At 50.9% G+C, this 15,341-nt stretch carries 16 protein-coding genes; 11 read left to right on the top strand and 5 right to left on the bottom strand.

Features of this window, described 5'->3' with window-relative positions; translation table 11 throughout:
- The 3 genes from ydjY to xthA all read right to left on the bottom strand — a co-directional run bounded on the left by ydjY (position 1) and on the right by xthA (position 2,366).
- Positions 1 to 678, bottom strand: coding sequence for a lipoprotein YdjY (ydjY, locus tag ACJHWR_RS01145; protein WP_000939223.1), 678 nt, complete (start codon positions 676 to 678; stop codon positions 1 to 3).
- Positions 679 to 682: 4 nt separating this feature from the next.
- On the bottom strand, positions 683 to 1,393 hold the full coding sequence (locus ACJHWR_RS01140) for a TVP38/TMEM64 family protein (protein ID WP_012311952.1): 711 nt from the start codon (positions 1,391 to 1,393) through the stop codon (positions 683 to 685).
- A 166-nt stretch (positions 1,394 to 1,559) separates the two neighbouring features.
- Positions 1,560 to 2,366, bottom strand: coding sequence for an exodeoxyribonuclease III (gene xthA, locus ACJHWR_RS01135; protein ID WP_000673927.1), 807 nt, complete (start codon positions 2,364 to 2,366; stop codon positions 1,560 to 1,562).
- 445 nt (positions 2,367 to 2,811) lie between these two features.
- On the opposite strand from xthA, the gene astC reads away from it, so the two are divergent.
- From astC to ves, 7 genes are all read left to right on the top strand, one after another.
- A complete protein-coding gene (gene astC / locus ACJHWR_RS01130; protein ID WP_000081988.1) occupies positions 2,812 to 4,032 on the top strand; it encodes a succinylornithine/acetylornithine transaminase in 1,221 nt (406 codons plus the stop codon).
- Positions 4,029 to 5,063 (top strand): arginine N-succinyltransferase, encoded by a 1,035-nt coding sequence (astA, locus tag ACJHWR_RS01125; RefSeq protein WP_410226659.1) that lies wholly within the window; start codon positions 4,029 to 4,031, stop codon positions 5,061 to 5,063. Before astC ends, astA begins: the two co-directional genes overlap by 4 nt.
- Entirely contained in the window at positions 5,060 to 6,538 is a 1,479-nt protein-coding gene (gene astD, locus ACJHWR_RS01120; RefSeq protein WP_000177225.1) for a succinylglutamate-semialdehyde dehydrogenase, read from the top strand. Before astA ends, astD begins: the two co-directional genes overlap by 4 nt.
- Entirely contained in the window at positions 6,535 to 7,878 is a 1,344-nt protein-coding gene (astB, locus tag ACJHWR_RS01115; RefSeq protein ID WP_410226658.1) for an N-succinylarginine dihydrolase, read from the top strand. The genes astD and astB overlap by 4 nt, the downstream gene beginning before the upstream one ends.
- On the top strand, positions 7,871 to 8,839 hold the full coding sequence (astE, locus tag ACJHWR_RS01110; RefSeq protein WP_000368502.1) for a succinylglutamate desuccinylase: 969 nt from the start codon (positions 7,871 to 7,873) through the stop codon (positions 8,837 to 8,839). Before astB ends, astE begins: the two co-directional genes overlap by 8 nt.
- A 329-nt stretch (positions 8,840 to 9,168) precedes the next feature.
- Positions 9,169 to 9,654, top strand: coding sequence for an ATP-independent periplasmic protein-refolding chaperone Spy (gene spy / locus ACJHWR_RS01105; protein WP_001228990.1), 486 nt, complete (start codon positions 9,169 to 9,171; stop codon positions 9,652 to 9,654).
- 202 nt (positions 9,655 to 9,856) lie between these two features.
- On the top strand, positions 9,857 to 10,432 hold the full coding sequence (ves, locus tag ACJHWR_RS01100; protein WP_012311928.1) for an environmental stress-induced protein Ves: 576 nt from the start codon (positions 9,857 to 9,859) through the stop codon (positions 10,430 to 10,432).
- Here the strand turns inward: ves and cho are convergent.
- Both cho and nadE read right to left on the bottom strand, forming a co-directional pair.
- Entirely contained in the window at positions 10,392 to 11,279 is an 888-nt protein-coding gene (gene cho / locus ACJHWR_RS01095) for an excinuclease Cho (RefSeq protein WP_000252365.1), read from the bottom strand. The two genes, ves and cho, sit on opposite strands and share 41 nt — an antisense overlap.
- Before the next feature lie 229 nt (positions 11,280 to 11,508).
- Positions 11,509 to 12,336, bottom strand: coding sequence for an ammonia-dependent NAD(+) synthetase (gene nadE / locus ACJHWR_RS01090; RefSeq protein WP_000175035.1), 828 nt, complete (start codon positions 12,334 to 12,336; stop codon positions 11,509 to 11,511).
- A 201-nt stretch (positions 12,337 to 12,537) separates the two neighbouring features.
- On the opposite strand from nadE, the gene osmE reads away from it, so the two are divergent.
- The 4 genes from osmE (at position 12,538) to chbA (ending at position 15,339) form a co-directional block, all read left to right on the top strand.
- Positions 12,538 to 12,876 (top strand): osmotically-inducible lipoprotein OsmE, encoded by a 339-nt coding sequence (gene osmE / locus ACJHWR_RS01085; protein ID WP_001039044.1) that lies wholly within the window; start codon positions 12,538 to 12,540, stop codon positions 12,874 to 12,876.
- Positions 12,877 to 13,174: 298 nt separating this feature from the next.
- On the top strand, positions 13,175 to 13,495 hold the full coding sequence (chbB, locus tag ACJHWR_RS01080) for a PTS N,N'-diacetylchitobiose transporter subunit IIB (RefSeq protein WP_000412169.1): 321 nt from the start codon (positions 13,175 to 13,177) through the stop codon (positions 13,493 to 13,495).
- Positions 13,496 to 13,579: 84 nt separating this feature from the next.
- Positions 13,580 to 14,938, top strand: coding sequence for a PTS N,N'-diacetylchitobiose transporter subunit IIC (chbC, locus tag ACJHWR_RS01075; RefSeq protein WP_000073041.1), 1,359 nt, complete (start codon positions 13,580 to 13,582; stop codon positions 14,936 to 14,938).
- A 50-nt stretch (positions 14,939 to 14,988) separates the two neighbouring features.
- Positions 14,989 to 15,339, top strand: coding sequence for a PTS N,N'-diacetylchitobiose transporter subunit IIA (gene chbA / locus ACJHWR_RS01070; protein ID WP_000968919.1), 351 nt, complete (start codon positions 14,989 to 14,991; stop codon positions 15,337 to 15,339).
- The last annotated feature ends 2 nt before the right edge of the window (positions 15,340 to 15,341 follow it).

Below are 15,341 nucleotides of genomic sequence, written 5' to 3'. Positions count from 1 at the left end.
TTATTCGGTGATTTTAAAGGTAACCGTTGCCAGCGTGTTATCCGCCGGGAGAACCGAGGCATTGCCTTTAAATTTAACTTCACCGCGTTTTTCAACCGCACCATAAGTGTATGTTGCATTGCTGACGATGCCGACCGGGCAGCTATCCAGACACACCAGGCAGCCCGTTTTCTTCTCTTCTGCTGCCGTTAAATTACCGCCAAAGCGCATGTCCAGTTTCTTGCCATTACTGTCAACAATCACTTCATCGAAGGAATACGCTTTTGCCGCCCCTTGCCAGTTGACCGAAATTTCCAGTTTGCTGCCTGTGACATGAGTCGTTTCTTTATTATCCATCGTCATGTTTTCGCCCGGTGTACCACCTGCCTCTTTCAGGGCTTCATAAAATGCTTTCGGGGTCGCATAACCCATAAACAGCGATTTATGTCCGTTGGAGCCATCTTTAAACACAATACCGTGACGAGTGTCGTCGGTGAGGAAACGACCATTAATTTGCACCAGCATGGTTACCGTATGGTTATTGGCATCGACACGCAGCGGTTGGCTGTTCGAAAGTCCGTCGTATTCCACTTTTGCCGCCGCATTCTCTTTTTGATCGCAGCCGCTAAGCCCAGCAACAGCCAGTAAGCAGAGTGCAGTCAGTCCTTTTTTCCATGACACTGAATAATGTTGCAACATCGTTCTATCCTTCATTTTTTGGGTGAGTAAGTGGGCTGCGGCGAGAAGCAGACAGATCCACATGTTTGTGTCGGGCGTAGAGTTTTGCGAGCTGGACGAGAATAAACAGCGCCAGGCCCGCCAGACAGAGTTGTAAAATAAAGCGCAGCGTAATGCCTTCATTGGCGAGATCGCTTGCCATCACGGTATAAATAACAATACCGGGCAGAGTCGTGAGTGCTGAAATAAGGGTATAAGGCCAGAAGGCGATTGTGGTTAATCCGTAAGCGTAATTTTGAATATTGTAAGGAAACAACGGGATTAAGCGGGTCAGAATAAGAAAATTAATACCGTTACGCGCAATGCCTTTTTCAATGGCCTTAAAAGTATGGCTATGGCCCACATATTTCAGCAGTAAATCACGCCCCAGCCAGCGCGCCAGCAGGAATGAGCACGAGGAGGCCAGCGTGGCGGCAATTAATGAGAGTAGTGTCCCTAAGAACGGGCCAAAAACTATTCCTCCAGCGATCACCAGTATGCTTCCTGGTAACAGAAAGAGGGTGGCAATGATGAATAACAAAATATAGAGGCTATAACCGAACAATCCGCTCTGGCGGATGAGTGTTTGTAAGTGAGGTAAATCGGTGAGCAGATCGAATAAACCGAAAGCGTGGATAGCGTAAATGAGCAGCGCAAAAATAAGACAGGCAAAAAGAAATTTACGCTCAGCGTTCATCGTGGAGTTTCCTATATCAAACTTGATAATAGAGAAGTGGTCAGACAACTAAAAACGCAGTGACGGTATAATAAAGGGCGGCAGGCAACAAATCATTACTGACAGTTTGTTGATTTTTCTCAAGGTTAATTCTCCTGACCCAGTTTGAGCCAGGAGAACAGCTAAATTAGCGGCGGAAGGTCGCCCAGACGGGGGCGTGATCGGACGGTTTTTCCATGCTGCGGATTTCATAGTCGATGCCGGTTTCTACGCAACATTCTGCCAGCGGTTGGCTGGCGAGAAGCAGGTCGATACGCAGACCGCGATTATCGTCAAAACCTTTTGAGCGGTAATCAAACCATGAGAAACGATCGGCTGTTTGCGGATTCGCATGGCGGAAGGTATCGACCAACCCCCAGCTCATCAGTCTCTCCATCCATTCGCGTTCTTCCGGAAGGAAAGAGCATTTTCCGGTACGCAGCCAGCGCTTACGGTTCTCTTCGCCAATGCCAATATCCAGGTCGCCAGGACTGATATTCATATCGCCCATAATCAGCACCGGATTTTCACGCTTGAGTTCGGTTTCCAGGTAGTTTTGCAGATTCTGATAAAACTGCGCCTTCGCAGGGAATTTTATCGGATGGTCGCGGCTTTCACCCTGCGGGAAGTAACCGTTGATCACGGTGACATTGCCCAGCGGTGAGGGGATTTCCGCCATAATAATCCGCCGTTGCGCCTCTTCGTCGTCACCGGGAAAGCCGCGACGCACGGCAATCGGCGTCTCTTTGGTCAGCAGCGCCACGCCATAATGGCCTTTCTGCCCGTGATAAAACACGTTGTAGCCGAGCTTCGCCACCTCTTCGAGCGGAAACATATCGTCATGAACTTTTGTCTCCTGCAGGCCAATCACATCCGGTTGGTGCTTTTCGACGATGGCTTCAAGCTGGTGAGGTCTGGCGCGCAGGCCGTTGATATTAAAAGAGACAAATTTCATAGTCGCTGCCATTTATTCAGATAAAGAGTGCGTGGATGGTAGCAGAATTTCGCTTTGCTTACCGCCTGTTGTTAAGTGATTTGATCGATGGTTGTTAATGATGTCAACGATGGCGCAAAAAATGCCCGCTTTTGGTGCGCGTTGCGTCAGAATGGCGCAGTAATTTCCAGTAAATTTCGTCAATGATCACAATTCCAGAATTATATTTTACTTCTGCATAACATTGCGTTTTTTATTCTTTTTATTCACCCACATCGCAAACGTATTCACTTTATATGCACTTTAAATGCATATGGTTTGGTTATAACTGCTTGATTTCCAGTTAGCCTCCGCCGTTTATGCACTTTTATCACTGGCTGGCACGAACCCTGCAATCTACATTTACAGCGCAAACATTACTTATTATTAACATATAAATAACGAATTATTTACTGTAGAGGTCGCTATGTCTCAGCCAATTACGCGTGAAAACTTTGATGAATGGATGATACCTGTTTACGCTCCGGCACCGTTTATACCGGTACGTGGCGAAGGTTCGCGCTTGTGGGATCAGCAGGGGAAAGAGTATATCGACTTCGCGGGTGGCATTGCGGTGAACGCGCTGGGCCATGCGCATCCGGAACTGCGTGAGGCGCTGAACGAACAGGCGAGTAAGTTCTGGCATACCGGCAACGGTTACACCAACGAGCCGGTACTGCGACTGGCGAAAAAATTGATCGACGCCACGTTTGCCGATCGCGTCTTCTTTTGTAACTCCGGTGCGGAAGCCAACGAAGCGGCGCTAAAACTGGCGCGTAAATTCGCTCACGACCGCTACGGCAGCCATAAGAGCGGCATCGTGGCGTTCAAAAATGCGTTTCATGGTCGCACGCTGTTTACTGTCAGTGCGGGTGGGCAGCCAGCCTATTCACAGGATTTTGCGCCACTGCCGCCGGATATTCATCATGCTGCATATAACGATATTAACTCTGCCAGTGCGCTGATTGACGACGCCACCTGTGCGGTGATTGTCGAACCCATCCAGGGGGAAGGCGGTGTGGTGCCAGCCAGCAACGCATTTTTACAAGGTCTGCGTGAATTGTGTGACCGCCACAATGCGTTGCTGATCTTTGATGAAGTACAAACCGGTGTCGGGCGCACCGGGGAACTGTATGCCTATATGCACTACGGCGTGACGCCTGATCTGTTAACTACCGCCAAAGCGCTGGGCGGCGGTTTCCCGGTTGGTGCGTTGTTGGCAACCGAAGAGTGCGCCAGCGTGATGACCGTTGGCACTCACGGCACCACCTATGGCGGCAATCCGCTGGCCTCGGCGGTGGCAGGCAAAGTGCTGGATCTCATCAACACGCCAGAGATGCTTAACGGGGTTAAACAGCGTCACGACTGGTTTGTTGAGCGTCTAAATTCCATTAATCACCACTACGGTTTGTTCAGTGAAGTTCGCGGCTTAGGTTTGTTGATTGGTTGCGTGTTGAATGCCGATTACGCCGGGCAAGCGAAACAGATCTCTCAGGAAGCGGCGAAAGCAGGCGTGATGGTACTGATTGCGGGTGGCAACGTGGTGCGTTTTGCGCCTGCGCTCAATGTCAGCGAAGAAGAGGTGACGACCGGACTGGATCGCTTTGCAGCTGCTTGCGAACACTTTGTTAGCCGAGGTTCATCATGATGGTCATCCGTCCCGTTGAGCGCTCAGATGTCTCGGCGCTGATGCAGCTTGCCAGCAAAACGGGCGGCGGCCTGACGTCGCTTCCCGCCAATGAAGCCACGCTTTCGGCGCGTATCGAAAGGGCAATCAAAACCTGGCAAGGCGAACTGCCCAAAAGTGAGCAGGGCTATGTGTTCGTGCTGGAAGATAGTGAGACAGGCACTGTGGCGGGGATTTGCGCCATTGAGGTGGCGGTTGGGCTGAACGATCCCTGGTACAACTATCGTGTCGGCACGCTGGTTCACGCCTCAAAAGAGCTGAATGTCTATAATGCATTGCCGACGCTGTTTCTCAGTAACGATCACACCGGCAGCAGCGAGCTGTGCACGCTGTTTCTCGACCCGGACTGGCGCAAAGAGGGCAACGGCTATTTGCTGTCGAAATCGCGCTTTATGTTTATGGCGGCTTTTCGCGACAAGTTTAATGACAAAGTGGTTGCTGAAATGCGCGGGGTGATTGACGAACATGGCTATTCACCGTTCTGGCAAAGCCTCGGTAAGTGCTTCTTTTCGATGGATTTTAGCCGCGCCGATTTTCTCTGCGGCACCGGGCAAAAGGCATTTATTGCAGAACTGATGCCGAAACATCCGATCTATACCCACTTTTTATCTCAGGAAGCCCAGGACGTCATCGGTCAGGTACATCCGCAAACCGCGCCTGCCCGTGCGGTACTGGAGAAAGAAGGTTTTCGCTACCGTAATTATATCGACATCTTCGACGGTGGGCCGACGCTTGAGTGTGACATCGACCGCGTGCGCGCCATCCGTAAAAGTCGGCTGGTGGAAGTGGCAGAAGGGCAGCCTGCGCAGGGCGATTTTCCGGCCTGCCTGGTCGCCAATGAAAATTATCACCATTTCCGCGTGGTGCTGGTGCGTACCGATCCGGCAACCGAGCGTTTGATTTTAACCGCCGCACAACTGGATGCCCTCAAATGCCACGCAGGGGATCGCGTTCGTCTGGTGCGCCTGTGCGCAGAGGAGAAAACAGCATGACTTTATGGATTAACGGTGACTGGATAACGGGCCAGGGCGCATCGCGTGTGAAGCGTAATCCGGTATCGGGCGAGGTGTTATGGCAGGGCAATGATGCCGATGCCGCTCAGGTCGGGCTGGCTTGTCGGGCTGCCCGTGCGGCGTTTCCGCGTTGGGCGCGGCTCTCCTTTGGCGATCGTCAGGTAAGAGTTGAACGCTTTGCCGCACTGCTGGAAAGCAATAAAGCCGAATTAACCGCGATTATTGCCAGAGAAACGGGTAAGCCGCGCTGGGAAGCGGCAACTGAAGTGACGGCGATGATCAATAAAATCGCGATATCAATTAAGGCGTATCACGTTCGTACCGGCGAGCAGCGTAGCGAAATGCCGGACGGCGCGGCAAGCCTGCGCCATCGTCCACACGGCGTGCTGGCGGTGTTTGGGCCGTATAATTTCCCCGGTCATTTACCGAACGGACATATCGTTCCGGCATTGCTGGCAGGTAACACCATTATCTTTAAACCCAGCGAACTGACACCGTGGAGTGGCGAAGCGGTAATGCGTTTATGGCAGCAGGCTGGCTTGCCGCCGGGCGTGCTGAACCTGGTGCAGGGCGGGCGCGAAACCGGTCAGGCGCTGAGTGCACTTGAGGATCTCGACGGCTTGCTGTTTACCGGTAGCGCCAATACCGGCTACCAGTTGCATCGCCAGCTCTCCGGTCAGCCGGAGAAAATTCTCGCCCTTGAGATGGGCGGTAATAATCCGCTAATTATCGATGAGGCGGCGGATATCGATGCCGCTGTCCATCTGACCATTCAGTCGGCGTTTGTCACAGCCGGGCAACGCTGCACCTGCGCTCGCCGTTTATTGCTGAAAAGCGGGGCGCAGGGCGATGCATTTCTTGCTCGCCTGGTTGCCGTCAGCCAGCGGTTAACGCCGGGCACTTGGGATGACGAACCGCAGCCATTTATTGGTGGGCTGATTTCTGAGCAGGCCGCACAGCAGGTGGTTACTGCCTGGCATGAACTGGAGGCGATGGGCGGACGGACCCTGCTTGCGCCGCGCTTATTACAAGCAGGGACATCGTTGCTGACGCCGGGGATCATTGAAATGACAGGCGTTACTGGCGTGCCGGATGAAGAAGTGTTTGGGCCGCTATTGCGCGTCTGGCGTTATGACAATTTCGATGAAGCGATTCGAATGGCGAATAACACTCGCTTCGGCCTCTCTTGCGGTCTGGTTTCCCCCGAGCGGGAAAAATTCGATCAACTGTTGCTGGAGGCACGGGCGGGGATTGTTAACTGGAACAAACCGCTTACCGGTGCTGCCAGTACCGCGCCATTCGGCGGCATTGGCGCTTCCGGCAATCATCGCCCCAGCGCCTGGTATGCCGCAGATTATTGTGCCTGGCCGATGGCAAGCCTGGAGTCGGACTCGTTAACGTTGCCAGCAACGCTTAACCCCGGGCTGGATTTTTCCGATGAGGTGGTGCGATGAACGCCTGGGAAGTCAATTTCGACGGGCTGGTAGGGCTGACGCATCATTACGCGGGCCTGTCGTTTGGCAATGAAGCCTCTACCCGTCACCGTTTTCAGATCTCTAACCCGCGGCTGGCGGCAAAACAGGGCTTACTGAAAATGAAAAACCTTGCCGATGCGGGATTCCCCCAGGCGGTGATCCCGCCGCACGAGCGCCCGTTTATTCCGGTGCTGCGTCAGTTGGGTTTCAGTGGTAGCGATGAGCAGGTACTGGAAAAGGTTGCACGCCAGGCACCGCACTGGCTTTCCAGCGTCAGCTCCGCTTCGCCAATGTGGGTAGCCAATGCGGCAACGATCGCGCCATCTGCCGATACGCTGGATGGCAAAGTGCATCTCACCATTGCTAACCTGAACAATAAATTTCACCGTTCGCTGGAAGCCCCCGTCACCGAATCGCTGTTAAAAGCGATTTTTGACGACGAAGAGAAATTTAGCGTCCATTCGGCGTTGCCGCAGGTAGCCTTGCTCGGTGATGAGGGGGCGGCAAACCACAATCGTCTCGGCGGTCATTACGGTGAACCGGGTATGCAACTTTTTGTCTACGGGCGAGAAGAGGGCAATGATACCCGGCCTTCCCGTTATCCGGCGCGACAGACTCGCGAAGCCAGCGAGGCGGTGGCAAGGCTGAATCAGGTGAATCCCCAACAGGTGATTTTCGCCCAGCAAAACCCGGACGTTATCGACCAGGGCGTTTTTCATAATGACGTGATTGCCGTGAGTAACCGCCAGGTGCTGTTTTGCCATCAACAGGCGTTCGCTCGCCAGGTGCAGTTACTGGCAAACCTGCGTGCGCGGGTGAACGGTTTTATGGCGATAGAAGTTCCGGCGACTCAGGTTTCCGTGTCAGATGCGGTGTCTACATATCTGTTTAACAGCCAACTGCTGAGCCGCGATTCTGGTTCCATGATGTTGGTGCTGCCTCAGGAGTGTCGGGAACACGCCGGAGTATGGGGTTATCTCAATGAACTCCTTGTCGCTGACAACCCGATTAGCGAACTAAAAGTCTTTGATTTACGTGAAAGCATGGCGAATGGCGGAGGTCCGGCGTGCCTGCGGTTGCGCGTGGTATTGACAGAAGAAGAACGCCGGGCAGTGAATCCGGCGGTGATGATGAACGATACGCTGTTTAATGCGCTCAATGACTGGGTGGATCGTTACTACCGCGATCGCCTTACTGCTGCCGATCTGGCCGACCCGCAATTGCTGCGCGAAGGGCGGGAAGCACTGGATGTATTGAGCCAATTACTGAATCTCGGTTCGGTTTATCCGTTCCAGCGCGAGGGAGGGGGCAATGGATAATTTTCTTGCTCTGACATTAACGGGTAAAAAACCGGTTATCACCGAGCGAGAAATCAACGGCGTTCGCTGGCGCTGGCTGGGCGATGGCGTGCTGGAACTGACGCCATTAACGCCACCGCAAGGCGCACTGGTGATTTCAGCGGGAATACACGGTAATGAGACGGCACCTGTGGAAATGCTGGATGCGTTGCTTGGCGCGATATCTCACGGCGAGATCCCGTTACGTTGGCGGTTGCTGGTGATCCTCGGGAATCCTCCTGCGCTGAAGCAAGGGAAACGTTATTGCCATAGCGATATGAACCGAATGTTTGGCGGTCGTTGGCAGCTATTTGCTGAAAGCGGGGAAACCTGTCGGGCGCGCGAACTGGAACAGTGCCTGGAAGATTTTTATGACCAGGGCAAAGAATCTGTGCGCTGGCACCTTGATCTACATACCGCAATTCGTGGCTCCTTGCATCCGCAGTTCGGTGTATTACCGCAACGCGACATTCCCTGGGACGAGAAATTTCTGACGTGGCTGGGTGCGGCGGGGCTGGAGGCACTGGTGTTCCATCAGGAGCCTGGTGGTACGTTTACCCATTTCAGCGCCAGACATTTTGGCGCGCTGGCCTGTACGCTGGAACTTGGCAAAGCGTTGCCCTTTGGGCAAAACGATCTTCGCCAGTTTGCAGTAACTGCCAGCGCAATTGCTGCGCTGCTATCTGGTGAGAGTGTCGGTATCGTGAGAACACCGCCGCTCCGTTATCGGGTGGTTTCGCAAATTACTCGCCACTCGCCGTCCTTCGAAATGCATATGGCAAATGACACGCTGAATTTTATGCCGTTTGAGAAAGGAACATTGCTGGCGCAGGACGGGGAGGAACGTTTTACCGTAACCCATGATGTAGAGTATGTGTTATTCCCTAATCCGTTGGTAGCGTTGGGATTACGTGCGGGATTAATGCTCGAAAAAATAAGCTAATACTTACCCGCAGAAATCATTCTGCGGGTATTAAGTTACTTTCTTATAAATTAATACAGATTAATCCTGGTTATTTGCTTTATTTATCACCAGTCATCCGGTATAGTTCTTCATAATCTCTGCAAAATCATCGTGTTGTAATATTCTCTCATTACTCTCCATCAAATTTTCTTTTTTTCTCCATAATTGGCGAAAAAGTGTTTTTTACACTTTCATTGTTTTACCGTTGCTCTGATTAATTGACGCTAAAGTCAGTAAAGTTAATCTCGTCAACACGGCACGCTACTTAAGAAAGCCGTAATAAATAACTGAAAGGAAGGATATAGAATATGCGTAAATTAACTGCACTGTTTGTTGCCTCTACCCTGGCTCTTGGCGCGGCTAACCTGGCCCATGCCGCAGACACCACTACCTCAGCACCGGCTGACGCGAAGCCGATGATGCACCACAAAGGCAAGTTCGGTCCGCATCAGGACATGATGTTCAAAGACCTGAACCTGACCGACGCGCAGAAACAGCAGATCCGCGAAATCATGAAAGGCCAGCGTGACCAGATGAAACGTCCGCCGCTGGAAGAACGCCGCGCAATGCATGACATCATTGCCAGCGATACCTTCGATAAAGCAAAAGCTGAAGCGCAGATCGCAAAAATGGAAGAACAGCGCAAAGCTAACATGCTGGCGCACATGGAAACCCAGAACAAGATTTACAACATCCTGACGCCGGAACAGAAAAAGCAATTTAATGCTAATTTTGAGAAGCGTCTGACAGAACGTCCAGCGGCAAAAGGTAAAATGCCTGCAACTGCTGAATAATCTTTCAGCCAAAAAACTTAAGACCGCCGGTCTTGTCCACTACCTTGCAGTAATGCGGTGGACAGGATCGGCGGTTTTCTTTTTTGTTCTCAAACAGATGCAAAAAAAGCCTGATTGCCACTAACGTAAATCACCCGAGTTGCCGATAACCATCCACGGTTACCTGAACGATAACAATGAAAAGAACGGGCCGGGAGCGAGTATGGAATACTTTGATATGCGTAAAATGTCGGTGAATCTGTGGCGAAACGCTGCCGGTGAAACGCGCGAAATTTGCACTTTCCCACCGGCAAAACGTGATTTTTACTGGCGTGCCAGCATTACATCCATCGCGGCGAATGGGGAGTTTTCTTTGTTTCCAGGTATGGAAAGGATAGTGACGTTGCTGGAAGGCGGCGAGATGTTCCTTGAAAGCGCAGACCGCTTTAACCATACCTTAAAACCGTTACAGCCTTTTGCCTTTGCGGCGGACCAGGTGGTTAAAGCGAAACTGACGGCAGGGCAGATGTCGATGGATTTCAACATCATGACACGCCTGGATGTCTGTAAGGCGAAAGTCAGAATTGCCGAACGTACGTTTACTACCTTTGGCTCACGCGGCGGGGTGGTGTTTGTGATTAACGGGGCGTGGCAACTGGGCGATAAATTGCTCACTACCGACCAGGGCGCGTGCTGGTTCGATGGCAGGCACACCCTGCGGCTTTTACAACCGCAAGGTAAACTGTTGTTCAGTGAAATCAACTGGCTCGCTGGTCATTCGCCGGATCAAGTTCAGTAATTTCATAGTTACCGGAAAGCAGCGGCTTACAAAGAATTTTATAACCGTCGTGATCAAACCCGGCGGGTGTCCGAATTAACATTGTCGCTTCTTCCAGCGAATTAACCGCCCCCAGCCACAGCCAGTTTTGAATAATATGATATTGAGTCATTTCCGGGTGCTGTTCTTTCAGCGCCACCGCCCCTTGCCAAGGCCAACACACCACCCGCAAACGCTCCAGAGACTGGCGCAAACGTAGCGCATGATCGTCATGGCTCTCTTTACCGCAGCATGCTCCGGCGCAACGTTTTAGCGCTGAACGAAAACATGCACGACCGCGACTTAACGGCTCCAGTCCCAACAGACCATAACAAAGTTTTTGTTCATCAGCGATGGTCTGCAATGCTTGCAAAGCTGCGCGCCTATTGGCAAACAGGCCAAACAGGTTGGGGGCTCGTGAAAAATCCACCTCTTTGGCATACACCACATCGACGCGCTTTTCATTTAATTGCAAGGCACAGAGCTGGCGATTTCGCCGCAAGCGTTTATTAAACAGTGGCTGTTGTTCTTTGATTAATCGCGCTTCAAGGAGCAGAGCGCCGATTTCACCGGCGGTACATATCCAGCTGATGCGTCGGGATTGCCGTAGCATGGCGGCTTCATCAGGGGTGCGTAAATGAGAAAGCACCCGACTGCGGATGTTAATGCTTTTGCCGATATAGAGCGGCATGGTGTCACTTTCGCCATGAAACAGATACACCCCTGGTCGGGTGGGTAAGTCATTAAGGAATGAACGTAAATGTTCGGGATATTCATAAATTGCCGCAGCTTCAAATTCGAGCCGCGGAGAAGTTAAACGCCGTACCACTGTTGACTCCGAATGCTGGTTATCTATCCAGTGTAACAGGCGGAGAGCGATTAAAAAAGAGGCGGGTCGATGACAAAGGTTACACCGTCTGACGTGCTACGCCTGTCAGGCCTATTCGACTCCTGCAATATATTGAATTTGCATAGTTTTGTAGGTCGAATAAGGCGTTCACGCCGCATCCGGCGTGAACAAAGTACTCTTTTTCGCACAAACCAATATGTGCAAATTATTACTTCTTCCAGAAATCATCGAAAACGGTAATTGGCGGACGGCGTTTATGTTCAGTTTTCAGATACCAGTTCTCTATTGTTCTGGCGACCTGTTCAGGTAGGTTTTTCCCTTCCAGATAGTCGTCGATATTGTCATAGGTCACGCCGAGTGCCACTTCATCTGGCAGAGAAGGGCGATCATCTTCCAGATCGGCAGTTGGGGCTTTCTTATAAAGGTGTTCCGGGCAACCTAATGCTGCCAGTAACTGTTTACCCTGACGTTTGTTGAGACGATACAGTGGATTAATGTCCGTACCGCCGTCACCATATTTAGTGAAGAATCCGGTAATGGCTTCTGCTGCATGATCGGTGCCCACCACGACACCGCTGGTCATACCCGCAATGCTATATTGTGCTTTCATCCGCTCACGCGCTTTTTCATTGCCACGGACAAAATCACTTAATTCAATACCCGCTTCGCGCAGCGCCTGTTCGCTGGCCAATACCGCGCCCTTGATATTAACGGTTAATACGCGATCCGGTTGAATAAAGGCAATGGCATCCTGGCAATCTTGTTCGTCGGCCTGAACACCATAGGGCAGGCGTACGGCAATAAATTGCAGTGATTCGTTGCCGGTCTCCTGGCGCAGTTCATTAATCGCCATCTGGCACAGCTTACCGGCAAGCGTGGAGTCCTGACCGCCGCTGATACCTAGCACCAGTGATTTAATGAACGGATAAGTTTGCAGGTAGCTTTTCAGAAAATCGACACTACGACGAATTTCCTCTTCAGCATTAATCTGCGGTTTTGCGCCCAGCGCCTTTATTATTTGTTGTTGCAATGTCATTGAACCCCTCCAGACAGAAAAGACAAAACTTCCTTAAAGCTAACCCGTTGCTACTGAAACGACAAGCGACAGCGGGCTGAATGGTGGTTAAAACGTCATACAGGAATCCTCTGAAAGCGGAGCCGTTTCGTTCACGGGCTTGAAAAAGCGCCCAATGTATTCCAGGCTTATCTAACACGCTGATAAACAAGAGGACGGAATATGAACAAGAATATGGCAGGAATTCTGAGTGCAGCGGCGGTATTAACCATGCTGGCGGGTTGTACGGCTTATGATCGTACCAAAGACCAGTTTGTACAGCCTGTGGTGAAAGACGTCAAAAAAGGCATGAGCCGGGCGCAGGTTGCACAAATTGCGGGTAAACCTTCGTCTGAAGTGAGCATGATCCATGCTCGTGGTACTTGCCAGACCTACATCCTGGGTCAACGTGATGGTAAAGCAGAAACCTACTTTGTCGCGTTAGATGATACCGGACATGTCATCAACTCCGGTTATCAGACCTGTGCTGAATACGACACTGATCCACAGGCTGCGAAGTAATCACTTCGCCTGAAAGCTTGAGTTACAACGGAAACCGGCCATTGTGCCGGTTTTTTTTGGCCTGAGTTCTTAATTATCTTCGCGAATTATTTGCCCGAAATGTGAAGAGGGTCATAACCGCAGGTCAAGGAGAGACAATTTATAAGGTCAAAGAAATACTATTGCTCAGGTCTATACCGTATACTCCTTTCAGCCACAAAAAAAGTCATGTTGGTTTCGCAAGTTACCCAGAGCATGGAAGCAGGTTAAGGCTTGCGGAGTGTCTGGCTTACAGATAATCGTCGATGAGGGCAGTTTTATGGAAAAGAAACACATTTATCTGTTTTGTTCTGCGGGCATGTCTACCTCTTTACTGGTATCAAAAATGCGCGCACAGGCAGAAAAATATGAAGTTCCGGTCATTATTGAAGCATTTCCGGAAACACTGGCTGGTGAAAAAGGTCAGAATGCCGATGTCGTGTTATTAGGGCCGCAGATTGCTTATATGTTGCCCGAAATCCAGCGTTTGTTACCCAACAAACCGGTTGAAGTAATTGACTCGCTGCTTTATGGCAAAGTCGATGGTTTAGGCGTGCTTAAGGCTGCGGTTGCAGCGATTAAAAAAGCCGCAGCAAATTAATTTATTTTAAATTTTCCCGTCAAAGAGTTATTTCATAAATCAATACCGCAATATTTAAATTGCGGTTTTTAAGGGTATTTTTCTATGAGTAATGTTATTGCATCGCTTGAAAAGGTACTCCTCCCTTTTGCAGTTAAAATAGGAAAGCAGCCACACGTTAATGCAATCAAAAATGGCTTTATTCGCTTAATGCCGTTAACCCTTGCGGGGGCCATGTTTGTATTAATTAACAACGTTTTTCTAAGCTTTGGGGAGGGGTCGTTTTTTTATTCCTTAGGTATTCGCCTGGATGCCTCAACCATTGAAACACTTAATGGTCTGAAAGGTATTGGCGGCAACGTATATAACGGAACATTAGGGATAATGTCTTTAATGGCACCGTTCTTTATTGGCATGGCGCTGGCAGAAGAGCGTAAAGTCGATGCGCTGGCGGCCGGGTTGTTATCCGTTGCAGCATTTATGACCGTCACCCCATATAGTGTCGGTGAGGCCTATGCGGTTGGCGCAAACTGGTTAGGTGGGGCGAATATCATCTCCGGGATTATTATTGGCCTGGTGGTGGCAGAAATGTTTACCTTTATTGTCCGCCGCAATTGGGTCATTAAATTGCCCGATAGCGTACCTGCTTCAGTATCGCGTTCCTTCTCGGCTTTAATTCCCGGCTTTATTATTCTTTCCGTGATGGGGATTATTGCCTGGGCGTTGAATACCTGGGGCACCAACTTCCATCAGATCATTATGGATACCATCTCAACCCCACTGGCATCGTTGGGTAGTGTGGTGGGCTGGGCCTATGTGATCTTTGTTCCACTGCTCTGGTTCTTCGGTATTCATGGTGCGCTGGCGCTGACCGCACTGGACAACGGCATTATGACGCCTTGGGCGCTGGAAAATATCGCGACCTATCAGCAATATGGTTCCGTCGAAGCGGCGCTGGCAGCCGGTAAGACCTTCCATATCTGGGCCAAGCCGATGCTGGACTCCTTTATTTTCCTTGGGGGCAGTGGTGCGACTTTAGGTCTGATCCTGGCTATCTTTATCGCCTCTCGCCGTGCTGATTATCGTCAGGTGGCAAAACTGGCGCTGCCGTCCGGCATCTTCCAGATTAACGAACCGATTCTGTTTGGTCTGCCAATTATCATGAACCCGGTGATGTTTATCCCGTTTGTACTGGTACAACCGATTCTGGCGGCAATCACCCTCGCAGCGTACTACATGGGCATTATTCCTCCGGTGACCAATATTGCACCGTGGACCATGCCAACCGGTCTGGGAGCCTTCTTTAACACCAACGGTAGCGTCGCCGCATTGCTGGTCGCACTCTTCAACCTTGGTATCGCAACGTTAATTTATCTGCCCTTTGTTGTGGTCGCTAACAAAGCACAAAACGCGATTGATAAAGAAGAGAGCGAAGAAGATATCGCTAACGCCCTGAAATTTTAATCGATGCCGGTACGGGTAATCGTGCCGGTAAGAAAAGAGAGGAACGATGTATGATGGATCTCGATAACATTCCCGATACGCAAACAGAAGCTGAAGAGCTGGAAGAAGTGGTGATGGGGCTTATCATCAACTCCGGACAAGCGCGCAGCCTGGCGTATGCGGCACTGAAACAGGCGAAGCAGGGCGATTTTGCCGCAGCAAAAGCCATGATGGATCAGTCACGGATGGCATTGAATGAAGCGCATCTGGTACAGACGAAACTGATTGAAGGCGATGCGGGCGAAGGTAAGATGAAAGTGAGTCTGGTGCTGGTCCACGCTCAGGATCATTTAATGACGTCCATGCTTGCGCGTGAACTGATTACTGAATTAATTGAGCTTCATGAAAAACTGAAGGCATAAGG

Source organism: Escherichia sp. WS568, assembly GCF_046486085.1.
In the GTDB taxonomy this organism is placed as follows: domain Bacteria; phylum Pseudomonadota; class Gammaproteobacteria; order Enterobacterales; family Enterobacteriaceae; genus Escherichia; species Escherichia coli.
The sequence above is the reverse complement of the archived record's forward strand: the minus strand, read 5'-3'. Positions and strand labels throughout refer to the sequence as shown.

What these genes read in the sequence shown, in the direction of transcription:
- ydjY (WP_000939223.1), bottom strand. Translation starts at nt 678, where the DNA reads ATGTTGCAACATTATTCAGTGTCATGGAAAAAAGGACTGACTGCACTC.
- ACJHWR_RS01140 (WP_012311952.1), bottom strand. Translation starts at nt 1,393, where the DNA reads ATGAACGCTGAGCGTAAATTTCTTTTTGCCTGTCTTATTTTTGCGCTG.
- xthA (WP_000673927.1), bottom strand. Translation starts at nt 2,366, where the DNA reads ATGAAATTTGTCTCTTTTAATATCAACGGCCTGCGCGCCAGACCTCAC.
- astC (WP_000081988.1), top strand. Translation starts at nt 2,812, where the DNA reads ATGTCTCAGCCAATTACGCGTGAAAACTTTGATGAATGGATGATACCT.
- astA (WP_410226659.1), top strand. Translation starts at nt 4,029, where the DNA reads ATGATGGTCATCCGTCCCGTTGAGCGCTCAGATGTCTCGGCGCTGATG.
- astD (WP_000177225.1), top strand. Translation starts at nt 5,060, where the DNA reads ATGACTTTATGGATTAACGGTGACTGGATAACGGGCCAGGGCGCATCG.
- astB (WP_410226658.1), top strand. Translation starts at nt 6,535, where the DNA reads ATGAACGCCTGGGAAGTCAATTTCGACGGGCTGGTAGGGCTGACGCAT.
- astE (WP_000368502.1), top strand. Translation starts at nt 7,871, where the DNA reads ATGGATAATTTTCTTGCTCTGACATTAACGGGTAAAAAACCGGTTATC.
- spy (WP_001228990.1), top strand. Translation starts at nt 9,169, where the DNA reads ATGCGTAAATTAACTGCACTGTTTGTTGCCTCTACCCTGGCTCTTGGC.
- ves (WP_012311928.1), top strand. Translation starts at nt 9,857, where the DNA reads ATGGAATACTTTGATATGCGTAAAATGTCGGTGAATCTGTGGCGAAAC.
- nadE (WP_000175035.1), bottom strand. Translation starts at nt 12,336, where the DNA reads ATGACATTGCAACAACAAATAATAAAGGCGCTGGGCGCAAAACCGCAG.
- osmE (WP_001039044.1), top strand. Translation starts at nt 12,538, where the DNA reads ATGAACAAGAATATGGCAGGAATTCTGAGTGCAGCGGCGGTATTAACC.
- chbB (WP_000412169.1), top strand. Translation starts at nt 13,175, where the DNA reads ATGGAAAAGAAACACATTTATCTGTTTTGTTCTGCGGGCATGTCTACC.
- chbC (WP_000073041.1), top strand. Translation starts at nt 13,580, where the DNA reads ATGAGTAATGTTATTGCATCGCTTGAAAAGGTACTCCTCCCTTTTGCA.
- chbA (WP_000968919.1), top strand. Translation starts at nt 14,989, where the DNA reads ATGATGGATCTCGATAACATTCCCGATACGCAAACAGAAGCTGAAGAG.